Origin of the sequence: Caballeronia sp. LjRoot29, from assembly GCF_964252755.1 — a bacterium.
GTDB lineage: Bacteria > Pseudomonadota > Gammaproteobacteria > Burkholderiales > Burkholderiaceae > Caballeronia.
Window position 1 is genome coordinate 141,945 of record NZ_CAXUPU020000001.1, and the last position, 24,267, is coordinate 166,211.

General features: G+C 59.3%; 16 protein-coding genes. 6 read left to right on the top strand and 10 right to left on the bottom strand.

Annotated features, from left to right (window positions below; all coding sequences use genetic code 11):
- Window positions 1-287: 287 nt before the first annotated feature.
- Entirely contained in the window at window positions 288-2,699 is a 2,412-nt protein-coding gene (locus ACSQ83_RS00560; RefSeq protein ID WP_436226908.1) for a bifunctional diguanylate cyclase/phosphodiesterase, read from the top strand.
- Window positions 2,700-2,816: 117 nt separating this feature from the next.
- Here ACSQ83_RS00560 and ACSQ83_RS00565 read toward each other — a convergent pair whose 3' ends face one another.
- The 6 genes from ACSQ83_RS00565 to ACSQ83_RS00590 all read right to left on the bottom strand — a co-directional run bounded on the left by ACSQ83_RS00565 (window position 2,817) and on the right by ACSQ83_RS00590 (window position 14,978).
- Window positions 2,817-6,431, bottom strand: coding sequence for an autotransporter outer membrane beta-barrel domain-containing protein (locus ACSQ83_RS00565; RefSeq protein ID WP_436226909.1), 3,615 nt, complete (start codon window positions 6,429-6,431; stop codon window positions 2,817-2,819).
- A gap of 567 nt (window positions 6,432-6,998) precedes the next feature.
- Window positions 6,999-7,457 carry a CopD family protein gene (locus ACSQ83_RS00570; RefSeq protein WP_414948054.1) on the bottom strand — a complete coding sequence of 153 codons (459 nt, stop codon included), beginning with the start codon at window positions 7,455-7,457 and terminating at the stop codon, window positions 6,999-7,001.
- A 230-nt stretch (window positions 7,458-7,687) separates the two neighbouring features.
- Window positions 7,688-10,000 (bottom strand): DNA topoisomerase IV subunit A, encoded by a 2,313-nt coding sequence (gene parC, locus ACSQ83_RS00575; protein ID WP_414970270.1) that lies wholly within the window; start codon window positions 9,998-10,000, stop codon window positions 7,688-7,690.
- 69 nt (window positions 10,001-10,069) lie between these two features.
- Window positions 10,070-12,082 (bottom strand): DNA topoisomerase IV subunit B, encoded by a 2,013-nt coding sequence (locus ACSQ83_RS00580; protein ID WP_436226910.1) that lies wholly within the window; start codon window positions 12,080-12,082, stop codon window positions 10,070-10,072.
- A 331-nt stretch (window positions 12,083-12,413) separates the two neighbouring features.
- Entirely contained in the window at window positions 12,414-14,348 is a 1,935-nt protein-coding gene (locus ACSQ83_RS00585) for an ATP-binding cassette domain-containing protein (protein ID WP_436226911.1), read from the bottom strand.
- A 222-nt stretch (window positions 14,349-14,570) separates the two neighbouring features.
- Window positions 14,571-14,978 (bottom strand): DUF4399 domain-containing protein, encoded by a 408-nt coding sequence (locus ACSQ83_RS00590; protein ID WP_414970268.1) that lies wholly within the window; start codon window positions 14,976-14,978, stop codon window positions 14,571-14,573.
- A 400-nt stretch (window positions 14,979-15,378) separates the two neighbouring features.
- Here ACSQ83_RS00590 and ACSQ83_RS00595 point away from each other — a divergent pair, with 400 nt between their 5' ends.
- Window positions 15,379-15,561 (top strand): rubredoxin, encoded by a 183-nt coding sequence (locus ACSQ83_RS00595; RefSeq protein ID WP_031361281.1) that lies wholly within the window; start codon window positions 15,379-15,381, stop codon window positions 15,559-15,561.
- 47 nt (window positions 15,562-15,608) lie between these two features.
- On the opposite strand, the gene ACSQ83_RS00600 is transcribed toward ACSQ83_RS00595, so the two are convergent.
- Together ACSQ83_RS00600 and ACSQ83_RS00605 are read right to left on the bottom strand one after the other, a co-directional pair.
- Entirely contained in the window at window positions 15,609-16,343 is a 735-nt protein-coding gene (locus ACSQ83_RS00600) for a class I SAM-dependent methyltransferase (protein WP_436226912.1), read from the bottom strand.
- A 37-nt stretch (window positions 16,344-16,380) separates the two neighbouring features.
- Window positions 16,381-17,184 carry a hypothetical protein gene (locus ACSQ83_RS00605; RefSeq protein ID WP_436226913.1) on the bottom strand — a complete coding sequence of 268 codons (804 nt, stop codon included), beginning with the start codon at window positions 17,182-17,184 and terminating at the stop codon, window positions 16,381-16,383.
- Between the two features lie 169 nt (window positions 17,185-17,353).
- On the opposite strand from ACSQ83_RS00605, the gene ACSQ83_RS00610 reads away from it, so the two are divergent.
- The 4 genes from ACSQ83_RS00610 to ACSQ83_RS00625 all read left to right on the top strand — a co-directional run bounded on the left by ACSQ83_RS00610 (window position 17,354) and on the right by ACSQ83_RS00625 (window position 22,611).
- A complete protein-coding gene (locus ACSQ83_RS00610) occupies window positions 17,354-17,638 on the top strand; it encodes a hypothetical protein (RefSeq protein ID WP_436226914.1) in 285 nt (94 codons plus the stop codon).
- Between the two features lie 260 nt (window positions 17,639-17,898).
- Window positions 17,899-19,098, top strand: a complete 1,200-nt coding sequence (locus ACSQ83_RS00615) for a GGDEF domain-containing protein (protein WP_436226915.1) — start codon at window positions 17,899-17,901, stop codon at window positions 19,096-19,098.
- Window positions 19,099-19,291: 193 nt separating this feature from the next.
- Entirely contained in the window at window positions 19,292-21,214 is a 1,923-nt protein-coding gene (locus ACSQ83_RS00620) for a hybrid sensor histidine kinase/response regulator (protein WP_414970263.1), read from the top strand.
- A gap of 251 nt (window positions 21,215-21,465) precedes the next feature.
- Entirely contained in the window at window positions 21,466-22,611 is a 1,146-nt protein-coding gene (locus ACSQ83_RS00625) for an ATP-binding protein (protein WP_436226916.1), read from the top strand.
- Here ACSQ83_RS00625 and ACSQ83_RS00630 read toward each other — a convergent pair.
- Window positions 22,605-23,039, bottom strand: coding sequence for a response regulator (locus tag ACSQ83_RS00630; protein WP_436226917.1), 435 nt, complete (start codon window positions 23,037-23,039; stop codon window positions 22,605-22,607). The two genes, ACSQ83_RS00625 and ACSQ83_RS00630, sit on opposite strands and share 7 nt — an antisense overlap.
- Before the next feature lie 458 nt (window positions 23,040-23,497).
- Entirely contained in the window at window positions 23,498-24,178 is a 681-nt protein-coding gene (locus ACSQ83_RS00635) for a VOC family protein (protein ID WP_436226918.1), read from the bottom strand.
- Between the last annotated feature and the right edge of the window lie 89 nt (window positions 24,179-24,267).

A 24,267-nucleotide genomic window follows, 5' to 3' on the forward strand; every position in this document is an offset into this window, starting at 1 on the left:
ATAACCAGCGGCTATCGGTCAACCCACGTCAACGTTGGACGGAGTTCTAAAATACAGTATTGCCAAAATCATCGTAAGCAAAATGCAAGCGCGCTTAACGCGCACGCGGGTCCTCGTCGAAAAGATTCGCATAAATCCCGAACGATGGTCCGGATTCATCGGAAAAACGGCAATAACACCCGACTCACCGGCATTGGACGCGCTGCAGCAATGCCGACATTCATTTTTGTTGTTCCGGACGCAGTATCGGCGCAACCCGTCACAGGGTCCATGGACTGACCAAACCCATGAATCGATCACGGCCCAAAGCGCCACGCGACATGAAACAAGCGGATTTTCCGCGACGGCGCCGCGCATTGTTCGCCATTCCGGCACTAGGCGGGCTCGTGCTCGTCCTGCTGTGGACGGTGATCTTTGCACGCCTGTCGGTCGAACGCGACGCCGCCACGCACGCGTCAATGGCCTCAGCGGCCATTCTCTCGTCCGCGCTCGAGCAGCACACGATCAAGGCTATCCATCAGGTCGACCAGATCACCCGGTTCGTCAAATACGAGTTCGAGAAAACACCGGGGCAGTTCAACCTTGCCAGCACGGTTGAAAAAGGCGTGGTCCAGAGCGACACGCTGGTGCAAGTCTCGCTGATCGATGAACACGGCATGCTGATCGGGTCTACCTCCGGCGCCATCCCCAAACCCGTCGATCTTTCCGACCGGGAACATTTCCGGATTCACCAGCTTTCCAACGACGACCTGCTCTATATCAGCAAGCCGGTCCTCGGCCGGGTATCCCGGCAATGGACGCTGCAGATCACGCGCCGCCTGAATCATCCCGACGGTTCGTTCGCGGGCGTCGTGGTGGTATCGGAGGATCCCAGCTACTTCACGAGCGACTTCTACAACGTGGCGTCGATCGGACGCGACGGCGTGGTCGCCGTGATTTCCGACAACGGTTCAGTGCTCGCCCGCAGCACCGGTGTAGGCGCAGGCACGGCATCCGTCCATCCGGACGGCCGCTTGACGAAAAAGGTGGACGGTACCGGTAACGGCGACGCGCGCGGTGGGTTCACAGCGAGCGGTGTGTACCCAACCTCCGAGCACGCATCCGGCATCTATGTCGATCCCATCGACAACGTCACGCGCATAGTTTCGTATCGGCACATAGATGGTTATCCGCTCGGCGTGCTCGTCGGCCTGTCGCAGGCGGAGGAATTCACCGACTTCAATCACACGCGGCGGGTTTATCTGCTGATGGCGACGTTCATCTCGCTCGCCATGCTCGGCTTCTTCGCGGTAGCGACCGGGCTGATCGGCAAACTGCTCGGGCGTGAGCGCGAGATGACGCATCTGGTTGAATACGATTTGCTGACCGGTTTGCGAAACCGCTATTCCACGCTGCAAATGCTTCGTCACGATGTTGCCAAGCCGGAGAACGTAGGCCATCTTGCGCTGCTGTTCATCGATCTCGACAACTTCAAGACCGTGAACGATACCCTCGGCCACAACGCCGGCGACATCGTGCTGCAAATGACGGCGTCGCGGCTGGCGGAAACGATCAGCGACAACGGCATGCTGTCGCGCATTGGCGGCGATGAATTCGTCGTGGTGGTCAAGGGCGCCGACGTCGAACGGCAAGCGGTTGAACTGGCGGAAGCGGTTTCGCATATGTTCGCGACGCCTTTCGATGTGCGCGGCAGCGCCTTCGTGTTGCACGCGAGCATTGGCATTGCGTTGTATTCCGTGTCGAGCGAAAGCGAAATCGACTTGCTGAAGAAGGCCGATCTCGCCATGTACAGCGCGAAGGACGCGGGCAAGAACTGCTATCAGTTTTATTCGCCGCAGTTGTCCCATCGCGCCGATCATTTGATGAAATGGGAACAGCAATTACGGGTCGCGCTCGCCCAGGATCAATTGTTCCTCGCTTATCAGCCGAAGATCGATCTGACTCGGCGATGTATCACCGGCTTTGAAGCGCTGGCGCGATGGAATCATCCTCAGCACGGTCTGATTCCGGCTAATGAGTTCATTCCGGTTGCGGAATCGACTGGACTGATCGTGCCTATTGGCGACTTCGTGATTCATACGGCGTGCCGGCAATTAGCCGTATGGCAACGTCACGGGTATGACGGGTTATCGCTAGCGGTCAATATCTCGGCGGTGCAGTTCTGGCGCGGGGATTTGCTTGAGACCGTAGCGGCTGCCATTCGCGAAAGCGGTATTGCGCCGGGGAAACTCGAACTCGAAATTACTGAAACCGTGATGATGGAGTTTCCGGACATTGTCGCGGAGAAAATTTCTGCGTTGAAGCGGCTTGGCGTCAGGATCGCGCTGGACGATTTCGGCACCGGATATTCGTCACTGTCTTATCTGAACCGCTTTGCCGTCGATACCCTCAAGGTCGACCGATCATTTATCCAGGCTATTCCACACGATCGCAGCGTCTGCGTGATGGTCTCCGCCATTGTTAATCTCGCCCGGTCGCTGGGTTTGACCGTCGTGGTTGAAGGGACCGAAACCGAGGAGCAAGTGGCATGGTTATCGCGGCTTGGACCGGTCGAGGCGCAGGGGTTTCTCTTTTCTCGTGCGGTTCCGGCGGACGGTGTGCAGGCGTTACTCGACCGCTTTGGGGTGTGCGGCCTGGCGCTCATGGCTGACGTAGCGGCGCTGCCGCTAGGGGAAGCGCCGTCCAATGCCGTTGACTGATCCCGCAGGTCGATTAGTTAGCTCGCGAAGATGGGCCGGGCCGCGTTTGGAGTCGAAATCATTTCAAGTGTGCGCGGCGCAAAGCGCGCTCGAGCGCGTTGAATCAGATTCCCGCCGTCACCACCGGTAATCGACACCGGCGCTTCCCGTATGCGAGTGACCACCGCCGCCGAATTCACCGTCGTAGCGCAAAAACGCGTGGGTTTGACGGCCTAATTCCACTCGGGCGCCAACACCGACTTGCGCCATATCTCGTGCTGGTCCGCTGCCGTGCACCGTAAAATCACTTTCTGCTGCGCCTTCGAAGCGCGCGTTAGCGGCTTGAGTCTGCGTGCCATATTGATGAGCCCAGGCCAACTGCCCATTCAAGCTAGAGGCGCGGCCGAGCCAGTCGACCTCTTTACGCCATTGCGCACCCAGCAGCGACCGCATTGAAGTCGTCGTATTGCCGGAGACTGCAAGATTCACAGAATCTGCTCCGGTTTCAGTGAATCCCGGACTCTCCACGCTCTGCATTTCAAGCGCCACAAACGGTGTAAGAACGCCGAGTTTCGCTATTGGCAGATCCACGCCGTTACGTAACGATGCGAAGTATTGGTTTCCATCGACGCTTCCAATTGCCGTGCGCGGGGCATCGGTGAAAAAGAGCGAGCGTTGCATTTTATCGTCATTGCGTGCGTAGCCAATCGTGGCCTGAAGCCAATACGCACCCGGCACGTAACTGCCGTAAAGCGCGGCTTGGTAGCTATCGAATTGGCCGTGAACAGGCAGCGTGTCCGTTGACGTATTACCGTGGAGAGCAACCAAGGCAGCGCCCACTGTAAACTGCGGCGCGATACGATAATCGACACCGGATATCACGCCAGCAAGACTTGTTTGCTGGCCAAGCCACGTGTCGTATCCCGCTGTCCTGCCAGTGCTGCCGAGCACGCTGATCCACGAACAGGCCCGCGCTCCACTGGCAGACAACGCTGCCGCCTCGCCTGCAGCACATGCGCCCGTGGTACGCGCCACGGTCAATCTTGAATCGATTGCGTCCATGCCCAGCCGTGCAGCTTCGACATGCGCGTTCGGGAAAGCCGTATAGGCTTCCGCACTCAGTTGGTCGAGTGCCGCGTAAGCCGGTGCACCTTCGAGGTTGAGCAGGTCGCCTGCGACGGACAGGAAATCGCGAGTAGGCAGGGCGTCCGCGCCCATGCCTGCAACGCCGTGATCGAGCGCCGCCTCGACCGCTATCTGGTTCGGTGTACCGCCGGCGAACTGGAAGCCGCGTTGTACGTGGATGTATGCATTGTTCGCGTCGTAGACTAACGTCGGCAAGACGAATGGGTTAGACGCCGTGACACCCGAGAATTCCCCGTTTAGGCCAGAAGTTGTACTAACTATCTTGTACGTGTCGCTTGGCGTGAACAATCCGGTGCGCATTCGCGCTTGTACTGTGCCGCCTTGCAGCGTTGCGGTGCCGTCGACGCTGATGAGGTCGATTCCTTGCGGCGAGACGTTAGCCTCGTAGCGGCTGCCGGCTGTTTGCGTGTATGAACCGGCGACTGACAGCGTGCCGATCGCCAAAGGTTGAGGACCCGATGTTGCTGCGGTACTCGTCACGCCCGGTGCAATGACGCCTTGCAACGTGAGCGCACCGTTCAAGTTTCCTGTTCCGGTCAAGGTGGCGCCCGGAGCGACAGTAATCAGCGGGCTGGTCAAGATGCCTGTGCCTGTCAGCCTCAACGTGCCACTTTCAATTGCGCTGGAAGAAGCGACCTGGATGGAACTGGACAGGGTCCAGTCAATGCCCCGCATCGCGAGCGTGGAAAAACCGTAGGTGCGGCTGGACAGCGTTCCGGATCCTTGCAAGACCAATGCATTCGCCGAACCGGTTCCGCCATCAAGGTCGCCGGATACCTGACTGCCGGTGTCGAGCGTCAGGCGATTACCCGACCCTGTAAAACGAACCGCGGCGCCATTTCCGATCAAGGTTCCGGCGTTGTAGATCGAGACGTTCGATCCGGCTTGTATGGCTGCATCTCCTGCGCTTGAAATCGATCCGCCTTGCGCATTCGTCAGACTGGCTGAGCCTGCTAACGCATCAATCTCGACGCCCATTCCGTTTGCACCTCCCGCCGCGATCGACCCCGCGTTGGTGATCGAGACATTCGATCCAACCTGTACGGCATCGCCCGCCGCGCTCTTGATCGATCCGCCTTGGTTGTTCGACAGCGTCGTAAGGCCCGTTGGTGCATCCAACGTCATGCCGGCTCCGATCGCGCCCGTCGCTACAATTGTCCCTGCGTTGACTATTGAGACATTTGAGCTACCCCGAACGGCCACGCCCGCCGCGCTCGAAATGGATGCGCCCTGCTCGTTCGTCAAGCTCGCGGCACCGGATGACGCGTCGATCACAACACCAATCCCGTTTTGTCCTTGTGCCGCGATCGACCCCGCGTTGGTGATCGAGACATTCGATCCAACCTGTACGGCATCGCCCGCCGCGCTCTTGATCGAACCACTTTGTTTGTTCAGAAGGGTCGTGGGCAGCGTGGGCGCATCGATAGCAATCCCGGCTGCGTTCAATGCCGTCGTTGCGATGGAACCCGCGTTTGTGATCGAGACGTTCGAACCCGCCTGTACCGCGGCGGCGCCTGCGCTTGTGATCGATCCGCCTTGTTCGTTCAGAAGCGTGGTTAAGCCCGTGGCCGCATTGATCGTCAACCCGGCTCCGCTTCCGCCCGTCGCCGCAATTGACCCTGCGTTGATAATCGATACGTTCGAGCCAGCCTGAATGGCAACACCCGCCGCGCTCGAAATGGATCCGCCTTGCGCATTCGTCAAGCTCGCCGCGCCCGTTGGCGCATCGATCGTAATCCCGGCTGCATGTCCACCGGTCGCTGTAATAGACCCCGTGTTGACGACGCTTGTCCCTGCACCGGTCGCAATCACCGTGGCGACGCCATCTGCAGTGCTGCTTATTAATCCGCTATTCACTATACGGCTTGAATCATTCACCGACACGGCGCTTCCCGACGAAGCGACAATCGCGCCGCCGGACAATACGTCGATATCAATCCCCGTTGCTCCCGGCATTGCCATGAGACTGCCGCTCAAGCGTCCCGCCATCGTAATGCCGCCGCCGCTCACGAGCCATGTCTGCGGGGCGCCATTGGTGCCGGTGAAAGTCCAGATGCCCGGATCGCTCTTTTGCAGGATGTCGAAGCCGCGATATTGTCCGGCCGCGCCAAGGCTCGACACATTGAATGTTCCCGCACTGGTCCCGCCAAGAATCAGCGTATTGGTTGTGGATACGCCATGCGCACTCGCATCGACAATTCCGGCAATCGACGAGGTCCCCGCCAGAAACAAGGTGTTGTCCTCCGGGCCGAAGAGTATCGCCGTGCCCCCATGTCCTGTGATGGTGCCGCTGTTGGAAACCACGCTGCCTACGCCCGTTGTTCCCGCAGTCAGATCGATTGCCGTCCCGTTGATCGAAATAATGAGCCCGGCGTTCTGAACGATAGTGGCCGAGTCGCCTATCACGCCGGGACCGTAGGCAGCAATTTTTCCGCTGGAAAGATTCGTGACAGTCCCGCCATACGGCAAATGAATCCCTGATTGAGCTTTAGTCAGATCCGGTGCCGAGCCGCCGATATCGCCTGCATTAGTGACCGAACTGCTTGCGCTATCGGCAAACACACCGTCTAACCGGCCCACGATCAAGGCGCCAGCGGAATTGGTCACGTTACCGCCGTCATACAAGGCTACGGCGGTTGTCGCTTGGCTGATTAATGATCCGTTATTAACGATAACAACAGGGCTATTGAACTGGACCGCAAAATAACCACCGTTAACAGCCCCGTTATTGGTCAGCGCCCATGTGGCTGACTTATTGGTTTCCCCTTCAATCCCGACGCTGCCCTGCGCAGTTGTATCGATGTCCGCACCGGCTATGACGGTGTACGGATTGCCCGCCGGAGTCAATATATAGCCGGTCTGAGAACTGTCGAGATCGGTTGCCTGCGCTTTCCCGGCAATGCAAGTGACAAGGATCGAAATGCTTATTCGAAGGATTGGAATGCGCAGCCAGTTGTGCCACGCGTTGGACCCCGATGAAGAAGAACCGGGGCATCCCTTTGCTGACACGATCGAAGCACGCATTGCCTGTATCCCAGACGATTAAATCCCAGCACTCTCGACCGTCGGAAAGGTATTGACCATGGCCGGAATACCTTCAAACATGGAATGAAATGCTGGGACTGACCGCTGCAACCCGTCATTCGTTTCGGCGACGGATTGTGCAATAACGCGCTACATTCCCCGCGACAAAACCGCTGCGCCCACCGTCACCACACCCAGCACGATATTGACCAGCACGAGCCGTCTGATCGTACCCACCGCTCTCGCGCCATCGGGCCAGTTTTGCGATTGGACAGCGCGGCGGATTTTCGGGAATACGCCAAAGCGGATATGACCGAAAATCAGCATCATCACAATGCCGAGACCCGCCATGGCATGTAACGGCAATGCCGCGCGAGCGCCGCCGAATTGCGTCAGCAAGAAGCCGCCAGTCAGCAATATCACCAGCACTGATGCGGCCACCCAGTTGAAAAATCGAGTGAATACCGACTCCCATAACGGCAACCTCAATTGCGGCGATAAATCCGCTATGGCTGGCCGCAGACAGAAGTGAGCAAAAATCATCCCGCCAATCCAGACCGCTACGCCCAACAAATGCAGGAACAGCGCCACTTCAATCGCTTTATTCATTAACGTCCCTAAATGCAGGTGAATCACCGGTTTCCACTGCCGAGCCAAGCACTTACTCACCCAAGCACTTATCCGCCACCTTCGTTTCAAATTTGTACATGGTTCGGGCGTTCGACTCATGCGGACGAAACCAGTTCAAGTATTTTCGAGATAAACAAACGCCCCGGGCCGGCGAAGCCGGCCCGGGGCGCGTTAATACCGCATAAGCACGCGTGAGTGCGCTTCGGTTATCAGCCTTCGAACACGGGCCGCAACTCTGTCACCTTGATTGTGGACTCCGGCGCGCGGCCCTTGCGCGCCCGCTTGCCTACGTGCGCTTCCAGGGCTGCACCCGCGAGCTTCTCGTCACGCACCTTGCCGCCGCGGCCCGTGCCGATCAGCACCAGACCACGTGCGTCGATAGCCAGCGCTTGCCGCAACGTCTCCTTCGGATCGAGCGCCATCAAGATGACACCGCGGCCGCCACCCGACAGGGTCTTCATTTCGTCGACATCAAATACCAGCAAGCGCCCGTTACTCGACAAGCACACAACTCGCGTGGCGCCCGGCAGGACCGGCATGGGCGTAAGCGGTGCCGCGCCTTCGTCGATGGTCATGAACGACTTGCCCGCCTTCACGCGGCTTACCATGTCGCCGAGCTTGGCCATGAAACCAAAGCCGTTACTCGATGCCAGCAGCAACGGCTGGTCAACCGAAGCAGCAAAATAATGCAACAGATGCGACCCCGACTCGAGCTCGATCAGCGACGTGACCGGCACACCGTCGCCCCGGCCGCCCGGCAGGATTGCAACGGGCACGGAATACACGCGGCCGTTGCTGCCCCACGCGATCAGCATGTCCGGCGTACGTGCCTGGAACGCCGCGTAGATGCCGTCACCGGCCTTGAACTGGAAGCTGGCCGGATCGAGGCCGTGCCCCTTCAACGCCCGCACCCAGCCCTTCTGCGACACCACCACCGTCACCGGATCGTCGACCACGCGCGCCTCGAACGTCGCCCGCTTTTCCGGCTGGATCAACGTGCGGCGGTCGTCGCCATATTGCTTGGCGTCGGCTTCGATCTCCTTGATCAGCAGCCGTTTCATGGCGGCATCGCTGTTGAGCAACTCTTCGAGCTTTTCCTTTTCGCCGCGCAATTCCTTCAGTTCCTGCTCGATCTTGATTGCTTCGAGCCGCGCCAGTTGCCGCAAACGGATTTCAAGAATGTCGTCGGCCTGACGCTCGCTGAGGCTGAACCTGTCCATTAGCGCCTGCTTCGGATCATCGGCTTCGCGGATAACACGGATCACTTCATCGATATTCAGGAAGACGATCATCCGCCCTTCAAGAATATGAATCCGGTCGTTCACTTTCCCCAACCGATGCTGCGTGCGGCGCGTGACCGTCGTGAACCGGAAGCCGACCCACTCGTGCAGGATCTCGCCGATACTTTTCTGACGCGGCCGGCCGTCCGCGCCGATCATCACCAGGTTGATCGATGCGTTCGACTCCAGGCTCGTGTGCGCGAGCAACGAATTCACGAACTCAGTCTGGTCGATACGGCTAGACTTCGGCTCGAACACCAGCCGCACCGGCGCGTCGCGGCCGGATTCGTCGCGGACCGTGTCGAGCAAGGCAAGCAGTGTCTGCTTCGTCTGCAACTGATCGGGACTGAGCGCCTTCTTGCCGAGTTTGATCTTCGGGTTCGTCAGTTCCTCGATTTCCTCGAGCACCCTCTGGCCCGACGTGCTCGGCGGCAATTCCGTGATGACCAGTTGCCACTGACCGCGCGCCATTTCTTCGATCTTCCAGCGCGCCCGCACTTTCAGGCTGCCGCGACCGGTTTCATAAGCCGCCGCGATCTCAGCCTGGCTCGAAATGATCTGCCCGCCGCCTGGGAAATCCGGACCGGGAATCAGCTCGACCAGCCGCGCGTGATCGATCTTAGGATCGCGGATCATTGCAACCGCGGCCGCCGCGACTTCGCGCAGATTGTGCGAAGGAACCTCGGTCGCCATCCCCACGGCAATGCCCGACGCGCCGTTCAGCAGCACGAACGGCAGGCGCGCGGGTAAAAGCTTCGGCTCCTGGAACGAACCGTCGTAGTTCGGCATGAAATCGACGGTGCCCATGTCGATTTCATCCAACAGCAATTTCGCGATCGGGGTGAGGCGCGCTTCCGTGTACCGCATGGCCGCCGCGCCGTCGCCGTCGCGCGAGCCGAAGTTGCCCTGTCCGTCGATCAACGGATAGCGCATCGAAAACGCCTGCGCGAGACGCACGAGTGCGTCGTAGGCCGACTGGTCGCCATGCGGATGATATTTACCCAGCACGTCACCCACCACGCGCGCCGACTTGACCGGCTTCGCGGTGTTGGCCAGACCCATCTCGTTCATCGCGAACAGGATGCGGCGTTGCACGGGTTTCTGGCCGTCGGAAACGTCGGGCAGCGCCCGGCCTTTGACCACGCTCACCGCATAGTCGAGATACGCGCGCTCGGCGTAATCGCCAAGGGTCAGTTTTTCGCCTTCGGGCGCGGCTTCTTGGTCCGCGAAGAGATCGTCCATCAGATTTCCAGTGTTATGCGTTGACGAAGTTCAAGGGGTGCATGCGGCGTCGAGTGTCGTCAAATGCCATCAAATGTCGGCTTCGACTTCGTTGCCCTTCTCCTCAAGCCAGCTGCGCCGTGACGCCGCTTCGCCCTTGCCCATCAGCATCGTCATGCGTGTGACCGTGTCGTCAAACCCGAGATCGCCGACTTGAACCGGCAGCAGGCGGCGCGTGTCCGGGTTCATCGTGGTGTCCCACAACTGCTCCGCGCTCATTTCGCCCAGCCCTTTGAAACGGCTGATCGACCATTGCGTCTCGCGCACGCCATCCTTCCTCAGCTTGTCCAGAATCGCCTCGAGCTCACCTTCGTCGAGTGCGTAGAGCTTTTGCGCCGGCTTCTTGCCGCGCGCGGGGGCATCGACACGAAACAGCGGCGGCCGCGCGATACATACATTGCCCTGCTCGATCAGTTGCGGGAAGTGCTTGAAGAACAGCGTGAGCAGCAAGACCTGGATGTGCGAGCCGTCCACGTCCGCGTCCGACAGGATGCAGATCTTGCCGTAACGCAGATTCGAGAGATCGGCCTTCTGGTCGAGGCTGTCCGGACCATGCGGATCCACGCCGATCGCCACTGCGATGTCGTGCACTTCGTTGTTCGCGAACAGCCGGTCGCGCTCGGTTTCCCACGTGTTCAACACCTTGCCGCGCAACGGCAAAATGGCCTGGAACTCCTTGTCGCGGCCCATCTTTGCCGAGCCGCCCGCCGAATCGCCCTCGACCAGGAAGAGTTCGTTACGCGAGACATCCGTCGATTCGCAATCGGTCAGCTTGCCAGGCAGCACAGCCACGCCCGAGCTCTTGCGCTTTTCGATCTTCTGCCCGGCGCGCGTACGCGCCTGGGCTTGCCGGATCACCAGTTCCGCGAGTTTCTTGCCGTACTCGACGTGCTGGTTCAACCACAGTTCGAGCGCGGGACGTGTAAACGACGACACGAGTTTCACCGCGTCGCGGCTATTGAGGCGCTCCTTGATCTGCCCTTGAAACTGCGGATCCAGCACCTTCGCGGACAACACAAACGACACGCGGGCGAACACGTCTTCCGCGAGCAGTTTCACGCCCTTGGGCTGCAGGTTATGCAATTCGACAAAGCTCTTGACCGCCTGGAACAGTCCGTCGCGCAAGCCCGATTCATGCGTACCGCCAGCAGGCGTTGGGATCAGGTTGACGTACGACTCGCGCAACAACGGACCTTCGTCGCTCCACGCAACAACCCACGTTGCGCCCTCGCCTTCGGCGAAGGTTTCTTCACTCAACTTCGCATTGCCCGCGAACCGCTCGCCTTCGAACAACGGGATCAGCAAGTCGCTGCCGCCCATGCCTTCGAGCAGGTAACCGCGTAACCCATCTTCGTATTTCCAGGTTTGGCGTTCGCCGGTTTTTTCGTTGATGAGCACAACTTCAACGCCTGGCAGCAGGACTGCCTTCGAGCGCAAGAGCCGCTGCAACTCGCCAACCGGCAAGTTGGGCGAATCGAAATATTTCGGATTGGCCCAGGCGGTGACACGCGTGCCTGACTTTTTCTCGCCGCGATTCATGGCACGGGTTTCGAGCGGCTTCACTACGTCGCCATTCGAAAAACCGAGATCGGCGACCTTGCCGTCGCGCCACACGGTCACGTCCATGCGCGTGGATAACGCGTTCGTCACCGACACACCCACGCCGTGCAGGCCGCCCGAAAACGTGTACGCGCCGCCGGCGGCTTTATCGAACTTGCCGCCCGCGTGCAGGCGCGTGAACACGATCTCGACGACCGGCACGCCTTCTTCCGGATGCATGCCGAATGGAATGCCGCGTCCATCGTCTTCGACAGACACCGAATGATCGGCATGCAGCGTGACCGTGATCTGCTTGCCGTAGCCGCCGAGCGCCTCGTCGGAGGCGTTGTCGATGACTTCCTGAATGATGTGCAGCGGATTTTCAGTGCGGGTGTACATGCCGGGCCGTTGCTTGACCGGCTCGAGACCCTTGAGCACCTTGATCGATGCTTCGCTGTATCCGCTGTTCTTGCCGCTGTCGGCGCTGGGTTTTTTCGTGGACATGTCTGGACGTGGGTCCGGCGGTCCGGGTGGCCCAAGCTTGAATTCGATAGCGGAATTCAGCAAGCGGCCACGCCGGACAACCGGCGAATGCGTGAACATAGCGGGCCAACCCGGCCGCGCCGGATTGCGCGTTATTAACTCGAAACCGCGACGGCCTCTCGCCTGACTATAGCGTTCCACTACAAGGTGTCACCCCCGTGTAACCGCGATGACACCTTGCTCGCTCGGCCGTGCGCCCGAAAACGCGACGTATTTTACTGTTTCCGACAAATTTTTCGATATGGACAAGACGCCGGGCCCAAAGGCCGCTTACTCGCGACCTGTTTGCGCCTTATTTGCGCTTCGCTTCCAGCTCTTCCCAGCGTTCGAGCGCGACCAGCAATTCCTCGTCGATAGCCGCATGCCGGGCGCTCAGCCGCGCGCCTTCTTTCGGATCTGTCGCGTACACCGAACCGTCTTCGAGCTTAGCCGCAATCGACTTTTGCTCGGCTTCAAGCGCGGCGATTTGCGCAGGCAGCGCTTCCAGCTCGCGCACTTCCTTGTACGGCAGTTTGGTCGAGCGCTGCGCATTTCGACCGGCGCCGCTGTCTTTCGGGCCGTCTTCCTTCTTCGCCTGCTTGGCCGTGTCACGGGCGGCATCCAGAGCCATTCTCTCCGAACGTTCGCGCTGGATCTGCCAGTCGGTGAAGCCGCCGACGTACTCGCGCCACTTGCCTTCACCCTCCGACGCAAACACCGACGTCACGACGTTGTCCAGGAACTGACGGTCGTGGCTCACCAGCAGCACGGTGCCGTCGTAGTCAGTCAGCAGTTCTTCGAGCAATTCGAGCGTCTGGATATCCAGGTCGTTGGTCGGCTCATCCAGCACCAGCACGTTCGCGGGCCGCGCGAACAGGCGTGCGAGCAGCAGCCGGTTGCGTTCCCCGCCCGACAATGAGCGCACCGGCGAACGCGCGCGCTCCGGTGCGAACAGGAAGTCGCCGAGATAACTCATGACGTGTTTCTTCACGCCGTTCACTTCGACCCATTCGCTACCCGGACTGATGGTGTCGGCGAGTGTCTTGTCCAGATCAAGCTGCGCGCGCATCTGGTCGAAATACGCTACCTGCGTGTTCGTGCCAGTGCGCACCGTGCCGTCGTCCGGCGCGAGTTCGCCCAGGATCATCTTGAGCAGCGTGGTCTTGCCCGCGCCGTTCGGACCGATGAAGCCAAACTTGTCGCCGCGCATGACGGTGGCGCTGAAGTTATCGACAATCGTTCGATCGCCGTATTTCTTCGTCACGTCGGTCAGTTCCGAAACGATCTTGCCCGAGCGCTCGCCTTGGCCCACATCAAGCTTCACGTTGCCTTGCACGTTGCGGCGTTCGGCGCGCTCGTTACGCATTTCCACCAGCCGCGCGATACGCCCGACGCTGCGCGTACGCCGCGCCTCCACGCCCTTGCGAATCCACACTTCTTCCTGCGCCAGCAGTTTGTCGAACTTGGCCGCTTCGACCTGTTCGATCTCAAGCTGCTGCGCCTTGCGGGTCTGGTACGCAGTGTAGTTGCCCGGATAGGACAGCAAGCGCCCACGATCCAGATCCACGATGCGGGTAGCGACCTTGTCAAGGAAAGCCCGGTCATGGGTGATGAACAGCAAACCGGTGCGCAGCGTGACCAGCATTTCTTCCAGCCAGCGAATGCCGTCGAAGTCGAGGTGGTTGGTCGGTTCGTCCAGCAGCAGCACGTCCGGTTGCACCACCAGCGCGCGCGCCAGCGCCACGCGCTTTTTCATGCCGCCCGAGAGCGCGCCCGAACGGATGTCGCCGTCCAGCCCGATCTGTTGCAGCGTGGTCGCCACGCGGGTTTGCCAACTCCAGGCGTCGTGCAGGTCGAGCGAGGATTGCAGCGCGTTCATGTTGTGCAGCAGCTCGTCGTGCTCGGGACCTTCGGGGGTATCGGCGAGTTTGTGCGCCACGACGTCATATTGGTCGAGCAGCTCCCGCTCGTGGGACAAGCCGGACGCGACGACGTCAAACACCGACGCCTCCAGGTCAAACTCGGGTTCCTGCGGCACGTAGACGGTCGTGAGTTCGTTTTGCCGCGTGATAAGGCCATCGTCCGGCTTGGTCAGCCCGGCGATGATCTTCAGCAGCGACGACTTGCCCGCGCCGTTACGGCCGATCAGGCCGACGCGTTCGCCCGCTTCAAGTGAAAAGTCAGCGTGATCGAGCAACGCAACGTGGCCGAACGCGAGTTGCGCGTTCGAAATTGAATAAAGCGACATGGGGAGGCAGCCGGAAATGTGCAAATACTGGAAGCGGCCATTGTACCGGTCTTGACCGGCGCGCCTGGACGCCACTTACAGGACCTATGCCATCAGGACAAGGCGAGGCGCCCGATAAGGCGTCAAAAAAGGCACCCAAAAAAACGCGGCCACGCCGCGTTTTTTGAGATGAGCGCCAAGCCCAGAGCGGCCCGGCGCCAATCAGTGGAACGATGAAATCCGTTATTTCACGTGGATCTTGATTGTCTGGCTCATTTCCGGGCCAAACGACTGGTGCGCGCCGTCGCCGAACTGCAGGGTCAGCGTGTGATCGCCCGGCGGCAGCTTCACGTCCGCTTCCGTCTGCGCCTTGCCGAAATGCAGCGATTTATCGTTCATTGGGATCACGAGGCCCTTTTGCATCGGGCCTGCGTCGATCAGCACATGGTGGTGGCCTTTCTGCGGATCCGTATCGCCGGCCGGCGCGAGCCCCATGCCTTCCAGGCCGAAGACCATATGCACCGGGCTTGTGACGGTTGCACCGTCTTTCGGCTCGATGAAAAATACCTTGGCCGATTGCGCGTGCACCGCAACGGCCACAAGGAAAACGCTCGACAACACCGCTCCCGACAACAGTTTCTTGAACATCATTTTTTTTGCTCCCAGAGAAATGCGGCTGCCGGATCAACTATCCGGACAGGCCAAAACGGTTTCGTGCTTTCGTGCGCTCGTCCGATAACCATGTCGAATAGACACAGCGACTGGCTGGCCTATACCAGCCGATAGCAGCCAATACCAGCCATTACGCAAGGGACTCAAAAACCGCCGGGGAGAGGATACACCGAGCATAAGAATTCACTCAGATCCGTGCTTGCGCCCGCCCCGGAGGCCGCCTGGCATCGATGAACCCATTCTGACATTCCGGTACTATTCGGGTCGCCGACTATTTTGGCGGCCGTGTGCGGCTCCGCCCGAAGGACGAACTTTCGGGCATTGAGCGCCGGGTCGAATATTTAATGATGTTTTGTCGAACGAGATAAAAGAGTCTGTCGTGAGTGAAGTTTTAGAATATAAAAGCTGGGTTTGCCTGATTTGTGGCTGGATATACAACGAAGAAGACGGTTTGCCGGAAGAAGGCATTGCCGCCGGAACCCGTTTCGCCGAGATCCCGGACACGTGGCGTTGCCCGTTGTGTGATGTCGGCAAAGACGATTTCGTAGCTGTGGAATTCTGATCCGGCGGCGAATGGCCGGTTGCATTCGTCGGTTGCATTCAGTTGTTTCAGCGCGCGACCACAATCAGTTCGCGACCTTCGGCCGATACCGCCGACCCGTCCCAGTCGCCCTGCCAGGCGAGATCGCTGAACCCCGCGGCCCCGAGCTGCGCGGCGAGTTCGTCCTGAGTGCGAAAGCGCAGTTCACTCGCGGACGTCAACGTCTCGCCTGTCGCCTTGAATCGATAAACCGTGCTGAAGCGAATGCCCGGCTCCGGGCTGACGCTCACATCGTCCTGCCACACCTCCACCTCGCCGACTCCATCCACGTTGATTAGCCGGTGCGGCTGCGCGGGCGTCCAGGATTCCCACGGCCGCGTGGCCGGATTGCGGCTCTCGAAGGCCAGGGTGCCGCCGTCGCGCAGCGCATAGCGGGCTGCTTTGAGGGTATTGAGGAACGCGGTGTCGTCGAGGAAAACCTGTGCGACGTGGCCCGTCATCACCAGCAGGTCAGCGGGCGGTAACAAGGCGAGCGCCCGGGCATCGCCTTCAATCCACTGAACCCGGTCACCGTTCGGTCTATGCCGCGCCACGCGCAGCATCTCGGGCGCGGGATCGATGGCAATCACGCGATGCCCCCGCGACGCCAGTTCACACGCAAGCAAACCCGTTCCGCAACCGAGATCGATGACGCGCTGCTTGCCCGCGGCCAGCGCGAGGTAGAAGTCGGTATCGGCGGCGAAGGGGTTCAGGGTGTCGTACAGCGCGACGAGGCGCGGGTCAGTGTAGAGGGTGGATGGCATCGAAGATGTTGGGCGGGTTTGGTTAAGCCTGAGGCCTTCAGTGGTTGAGGTAAGCAAGCGCATCGCGCATGGACTGGCTCGGCACTAGGATGGTGCCAGTAAACGGCGTGTCGAGATCAAGGATCACGAGCACCGTGGACGCTATCGATAACGCCCCGAGCATGATCAAAACCAGCGCCAAAGCGTTACGTGGCGCGATCAGTCCGAAGCAAAGAAAGATGACGAGCAGCCAGAAGACGAGAATCTTGTCGAACGGCGACGAAGCCGAACCGCGCGCTTCCTCCACGATCTTCCAGCGTTGCTGGATCAGCCGGTCGAACTGGCCAAGCGCTTGATCGGCAAGCTCTTGGTGAAACTGATCGGCTGGCTTCAACGCGCGGGCGTCTTGTTGCGCCTGTTCAAGCATGGCGCCCAGCGTGCGGCTATCGAGATTGTCGGTACCGGAACCCGGCGCTAACCATTTTTGATAATAGTCGCCGGGCGGCGGCGCTTCGTGTGCCCAGGTCGACGCGATCGCGGCCGCCGTGTAGGCACGCAGGATCTGGCGGACCGCGTCGGCATCCGGGCCGTACTCGCGCAAGCTGTCGTCGAGCTGGATCAGCGCGGCGGCGTAGGTACGAATGTCGGTAGTGGTGGTGTCGAATACGGTTTTCGACGATGCCGTCAGCAGACCCAGCACGAGCGCCGCAAACGTGACCAGCATGCCGACGACCAGCTTGAGCAATTGCACCGTTTCATGCGCCTTGTGCTCCTCGGGCAGCAACGGGCCCACGAACGCGCCAAGTCCCGAGGCCGCGAGCAGGCAAAAGAACACGACGACTGAGGTTTCGAGTTCGGTCATGGCGAGGGTCGGAAGGCGTTCGTATTATCGGAGGAAGTGGCGGGTTATTCCAGATGAATGGGTTAAGGCGGGTTATTGCGGCTGAATATGGCGTCGCGAGGTTGACCGTGTCATGAAGTGGCAACCATGATCGGCAGTTGTGCTTGTCAATTGGCCGCCGAGCTAAAACATGAAACAGAAGGAATACTGGGCTGCTGCTTTTGCTTTGGTAGCCAGCGGGGGCACGTTCGCAAACGTCGCGCCCGACAACGTCATCCGCAGCGCAGCGCCGCCAAGTGAGCCCATCATGGGCAACGAGTGCACGAACAAGACGATCAACCCCTTCGCGTGGCCAAAAGACAGCACGATGTCGGACGACATATTGCGAACGGCAGTGACGTTGATCTCGGGTTTTGCGCACAGCAGCAATCCCGTGACCGCGACTCGCGTGTGCGGCGACAAGTCGGCGCTTTAGGCTCCCGCTTCAGGTTGGCGCTCTACCGCTCACGGCCCTTAACGTCAAGCACGCCATCCCCGCCTTGTTCGGGCACGTCCGGGACCGCTACACATTTATATAAAGATTGAGTGCCAGAGCGTATTATCTCTGCCGCGGGCGTCGTCGTTCAGCACCTTCGTGCAACGTGAAAACGAGAGGTCAGGCGCTCAACCTATTCGGCCTATTCGAGTTGTTCGACTCGCGCGAATCTTTTCAGTCACATTTCTCACTGAAAACCTATGTTCAGTCCTGTCGCTCTTTACGTTGTCGGAATCATGTCCGGCGTGATCAGCGCGGTCGTATTCGGCTCGCTCCTGCGCTCCCGGATACCCGGATTGTTTCGCTGGATAGGTGCAAACCTCCTGATCGTGGCCGCGCTCGTTGCACTGGCTTTCAGCGACAGTTCACCGCCACCGCTCGTAGTCGTAGCCGCAAGTTCCCTGTTCGCCGGTTCCGCATTCCTTGTGCTGCAAGGTTGCCGATTGTTCTTCGGCCTTCAACCTTCGCGGCATTATGAGGTTGTGGCATTCGTGCTGCTCGCGGTCGGCATTGTCCATTGGACCTATTTTTCGCCGAATGCGGGTGCCCGGATTGTCGTGATGTCCGGCTTTCTCGCCTATGTGCGCCTGATGGTGGCCTGGATCACCTATACCAAGAGGCCGCCGCATCGACCGGGATACAGCTACCAGTTCGTCGCGATAATCGCCGCGCTCGGCGGCTTCGTCCATATTGCTCGCGGGCTTGCCGCCGGCCTCGGCTGGGAACATCACACGCGGTTTCTCGAGCCGACGCCCATGACCATTGCGTTTCTCGCGCTTGGCATTGTCACCCTGCCCTGTCTGTCGATCGGCGCGCTCATGCTCGCCTATGACCGCATGGCGGAGCGCATGGAACGCCTGGCGGCTATCGATGAATTGACCGGTGCGCTCGTGCGGCGCGAGTTCATGGCCCAGGCTGAGTCGCAGTTGGAGCGTGCCAACCGCACGAAAATCCGGCTCACGGTTGCGATCCTCGACATCGATAACTTCAAGGCAGTCAACGACGCTCACGGCCACGCAGCCGGAGATCGCGCGCTTGCTCATTTTTCATCGATTGTGTCGCAGGGAATCCGGCGAGGAGACATTTTTGGGCGGCTTGGCGGCGAAGAGTTCGCCATCCTGTTCCCTGAAACGCCCAAGGCGGACGCCCTGACGCTTGTGAACAGTTTGCGTCTGCATCTGGCCGCGTCCACGGTACCCGTGCCTCAGGGAGAACTGAGCTGCACCTTCAGTGCCGGCGTGGATGAATATCAAGCGGATGAAATGCTCGCAAACCTGATGGCACGAGCCGACGCAGCGCTCTACTCAGCCAAGGCCATGGGACGAAATCGCGTCGTCTCCGCGGTCTCTTTCGGTGACGAAACAGCCGGGGCCACGAAGGACGCACCGGAACCGACTTGACGGCCATGCAGATTGTTGCAAATCGGACGCTCACGAAGCAAGACGTTTCGCAGCAGCGCAGCTACCGGGGCCTTTAAGGTTACTATCAAGCATTCGGTCGCCTTGCCGCGACTTCAAGGCTGATAGCGTGCGCCGTTTTTGCGACGCAGCACCCTTTGATTACAGTTCCACTAACACACGTGGATCTAAAAAAATGAAATCTGAAGAGTGCAGAAACATCCGGGATCTGAGCGAGGAACAGCGCTTCCAATTGCTTGTTTCGGGTATCACCGATTACGCCATCTACATGCTGGACCCCGACGGGTATGTCAGCAGCTGGAACGCCGGCGCGGAACGGTTCAAGGGGTATGCCGCGCATGAAATCATCGGCCAGCATTTTTCCATGTTCTACAGCGAAGAAGACCGGCGCTCAGGCAAGCCTGCAAGGGCATTACAAACCGCCCGCGAACAGGGAAAATTCGAAGACGAAGGCTGGCGAGTGCGAAGGGATGGCACCCGGTTCTGGGCGAGCGTCGTGGTCGATCCGATCTGGGGCCCTTCGGGCGAACTGATCGGCTTCGCCAAGATCACGCGCGATATTACCGAGCGCAAAGCGGCCGAGGACGCGTTGCGTGAAAGCGAGGACAGGTTCCGCCTGCTCGTTCAGAGCGTGACCGATTACGCGATCTACATGATCTCCCCGACTGGCGTGATTACAAACTGGAACGCCGGCGCCGAACGCATCAAGGGCTACAAGCGAGACGAAATTGTCGGTTCGAATTTCGCCGTCTTTTACACCGAGGAAGACCAGGCGAAAGGCCTGCCCGCCAAGACACTGGCGACGGCCGCCGCCGAAGGCCGTTTTGAACAGGAGAGCTGGCGCGTGCGCCGCGGCGGAAAGCGCTTTTGGGCGCATGTCGTGGTCGATGCGATCCGCGACGAGACGGGCACACTGCTGGGGTTCGCCAAGGTCACGCGGGATATAACGGAGCGTAAGCAGGCCGCGGAAGCCCTTGAACGTGCGAATGCGGCGCTGTTCCAATCGCAGAAGATGGAAGCGATCGGCCAGCTCACGGGAGGCGTTGCCCACGACTTCAATAACCTGCTGTCGGTCATCTCAAGCAGCGTGGATGTGCTGGCCACGCGAATACAGAATTACGCCGACAAGAAGGTGCTCGACGCGGTGCGGCGCGCCGTCGAGCGCGGTGCGCTCATGACTCAGCAACTACTCTCGTTCGCCCGTCAGCAACCGCTCATGGTGGAAAATTACGACCTGAATGCGGTGATCAGCGGTTTCGAACCTGTGCTGCGCCGCGCGGCACATTCCAGTATCGAGATGGAGATACGCTCAGCACCGGACTCCGCAACCGTTTTGCTGGATGCCGCTCGCTTCGAAGCTGCGCTGCTGAACCTGGTTGTCAACGCTCGCGATGCAATGCCCGAGGGCGGAAAGCTGGAGGTCGCGGTCGAGAACGTTCATCTGGGTGCAGGGCAAGTCGGAAATCTGAGCGCCGGGTCTTACGTCCGCGTTTCAGTCGCGGATACGGGCGCCGGTATGCCGCCGGCGGTCGTGGCCCGCGCGTTCGAGCCGTTCTTTACGACCAAGGAAATTGGCAAGGGCACGGGGCTGGGGCTGAGTCAGGTCTATGGATTCATCGCGCAGTCTGGCGGCGACGTCGTGATAGATAGCGAAGAAGGCGCGGGTACGACCATCAGCATGTACTTGCCCGTGGTTGAGGGCGAACCGGATGAACGGAGTGCTACGGCCGACGAACGTGTGGATACGGTTCTTATCGTGGAAGATGAGCCCGATGTGCTGGACGCGGCGGCGCAGCTTTTCCGCAGCATAGGCTACGAGGTTGTCACAGCGACTAACGGCGTTGAGGCAATGACGATCCTTGAGCGCCGTTTCGATATCGATATTCTGTTCACTGATGTAGTCATGCCGAAGGGCATGACCGGTATCCAATTGGCGCGCCAGGCACGTGACGTTCGTCCCGATCTCAAGGTAATACTGGCGTCGGGGTTTCCGCTTCCCGCTTTACGCGAGCAGTACGGGCGCATTGATGATTTCGCCTTCGTCGTCAAGCCGTACTCCTTGGCTGAACTCGCCAAGGCGCTCAGGGCTGCGAACTAAGCAGGTTGACTTCATGCGACCCGGTTGGCCACACGCTATAGCCATTTTCGCAGCAGACGGCATTCGAGGAATCACACAAGCGCCCTTCTTTCGATGAACTGGCGCTCCGGTTTCGCGAAGATAGTTCGATTGCCTGCCGCTTGCCTTAATGCGTAGCCATTTAAGGTGCCAGTAGAATACGCAACGATCCAGGCGCGGCATCGGATTCAACAAAATACCTTATAAGATTTTTTCCGATACTCGGGGGCAACATGCGATTGGCCGACTTCATCTTGCGTGACATGGAAACAATTCTCGGGCAGTGGGAAGCGTTCGCCATTACCCTGTTGCCCTTTGCAACCGACATGAAATCGTTGGCGTTGCGAGATCACGCGCAGCAGATTCTGGAGGCTGTCGCGAAGGATTTGTCGACTTCCCAGACCAAGGAAGCCCAACTCGAAAAATCGATGGGGCGAGCCCCTCGACTGATTGGCGTTCCGGAAACAGCCGCGCAAACGCGCGCCGTTTTGCGAGCGCGAGGCGGCTTCGATATCAACCAGCTCGCCGCCGAGTATCGTGCGCTTCGTGCCAGTGTTCTTCGCCTGTGGGTACATGCATGTCAGCCTGAGTCTCCTCATGCCGATGACATCATCCGGTTTAACGAGGCCATTGATCAAGCGCTCGCGGAATCGATCAGCTTTTTCAGTGTCCAGGTGGACCAGGCTCGCAATCTTTTGCTTGGAATGCTTGGGCATGACATGCGCAGTCCGCTTCAGACCATTCAAATGACAGCCCTGTATCTGGCGAACTTGAATGCCGGGGACAAGGTATCGGGAGCTGCTTCGCGTTTGATCAGAAGCGGCGCTCGCATGCAGGCGCTTCTGGGCGATATGCTGGATTTCAATCGGACGAATTTGGGCTTGGGCATCAATATCGTTGCAACCGATGTAGACCTTGCAAATCTATTAGCCGATGAACTCGACCAGTTGCGAGCAGCCCATCCGGAACGCCGGGTAGAACTGGAGGTGGTGGGCGACGCCCGAGGTGTTTGGGACGGCCGGCGATTGCAACAGCTACTCGGCAATCTGGTGACCAATGCGATCAAGTACGGAGCACCGGACGCACCGGTGCGAGTGGTGATGACGTGCGGAGAGACGGATGTTAGCTTCGAAGTCAGGAACCGAGGGCCGGCTATTGAAGAATCGAGTCTGGACCGGATCTTTGACCCTCTCCACCGTGGATTGAATCAAATAAAAACGTACGACACCGACGGTAACCTCGGGCTGGGTTTGTACATTGCGCGTGAGATTGCCAAGGCTCACGGCGGTGAGATTGCAGCGAGTTCCGATGAGACGGAAACCGTGTTTACTGTGCGTCTGCCGCGGCGCAAGCATGACGCTCCTGGGCTCGGTCAATGAAGGAAGCTCATGACCAGAGCGACCAACTTGCTTGGCGGCTGTCCTTTCTGGCTATAGCCGTCAAACGAGTGATCGACGAGATGTTTGCGCACGTCACCGTCATCGTCTAACGCTGTGAAAGCCACGATGACCGTTCCACTCGTACGTCGATCCTGCCGCAAGGCAAAGGTAGCCTCGTAGCCGTTGCACTCGGGCATGGAGATGTCCATGAGGATGACGTGGGGTGCCCAATTTGTGCCGATCTCGATGGCGTCCAGTCCGCCGAACGCGACCCGACAGTCCATGCTCTCGAACGACAGGTAGCTCGCCATTGCTGCGGCTGCATTCTGGTTGTCATCGACCACTAAGAGGCGTAACGGCATTCCGTCGAGGTTGAAACTGCGCCTGATCCATGGATGAGCTGCTGCTTTGATCACATTTGATGGCATAAGGTCTCCGGGATAGAGACAACGACGCACCTTGCGTGCCGCGTCGGGTTTTTGTCGAACATCTATTGAGATATAGCGCTCGTATGTGGCTTGTAGAGATTAATACTCGCGTTGTTTTGATGGGGTTTTGGTGATTTCGACTCGTCAGATGAAATTGAAAGCGTCAATCGACTTGAATCGGTCGATTGGTTCAGGGATGGGATGGCGTGCTGTGGTTGGGGAAAGCTACGCACACCATCGTTCTGTGGCAATTGTGAGGTAAAGCCGGTTCGATCTATTGCGCAAGCGTCCGCGTGGATTTCTCCGTAGTCCGTAGCGATGCATTCGCCCGCTAAAGCGCGCTGATCGTCAAGTAGTACCCGTCCAGGTCTCGGAGCGAGAACTCCATAATTCCAGTGCTTGGATTGAGGTGAGGTGAGGTTCCTCTTCGAGCCCAGTGACGAGCGCACGTGCCCTTGTCAAAGCCATGGCGAGATCGTCCACACGGAAAACAAGAGAAGCCCGTTGCCCGGCGTCGCGTGATCAGGACCAGCCAAGGAAGGATGCTCGTTGGCGCCCCACTCATGAAGGCAAAGCAAGACCGTGCCGTCCGAGTCGAGGATTTGCCCGAAGTAATTGTGCGCGGGAGATGATGCAGGCTGGCCGAAGAGCGATTGGTACCAATTGAAGCTGGCTGCTACATCGCCTACTCCGATAATCGTCCATGTGCGCTTCATTTGTGGGTCCTCCTTTGCGGTCTGCACAATGTGGCTGTTTTTTATTAAGGATTTATAGCGACGGGCGGCTTCTTCGGCGTGGTGTCGAATCAAAGAAAGGTTGTGGTCTTTCAGATCAGTTTGGTCATTTTCGGCGCCGCTAGACTTTCCCGGCCTCTCCCCTTTGGAATTGTCCTTACATGATGGAATGCTCAACGAACTGTTGCCACTCCGGAATTGACCGGGCGAATCGGCGACATCACCAATGTTGAATGAACGCGATGGAAGCGTGTGCAGCCGCCCCAGAACGCAGGCCTCGTTACATGTCTTCCGGACCGGCTGCCTCGCTCTTCGTACACTTCTCAGCATTTCTGCCAGCGGACCAATGGCGACTATTTCCACGTCGACGGCATTCCGGCGCTCGTCGAAAGCGCTTTTTTTCACGCGCACATGGCGCCAGGCCGCGCCGTCTGCCTTAAACGTCTTTGATATACTCTGCCCGCTGCACCGGATCCATCTCGCCGTCGTTTGGC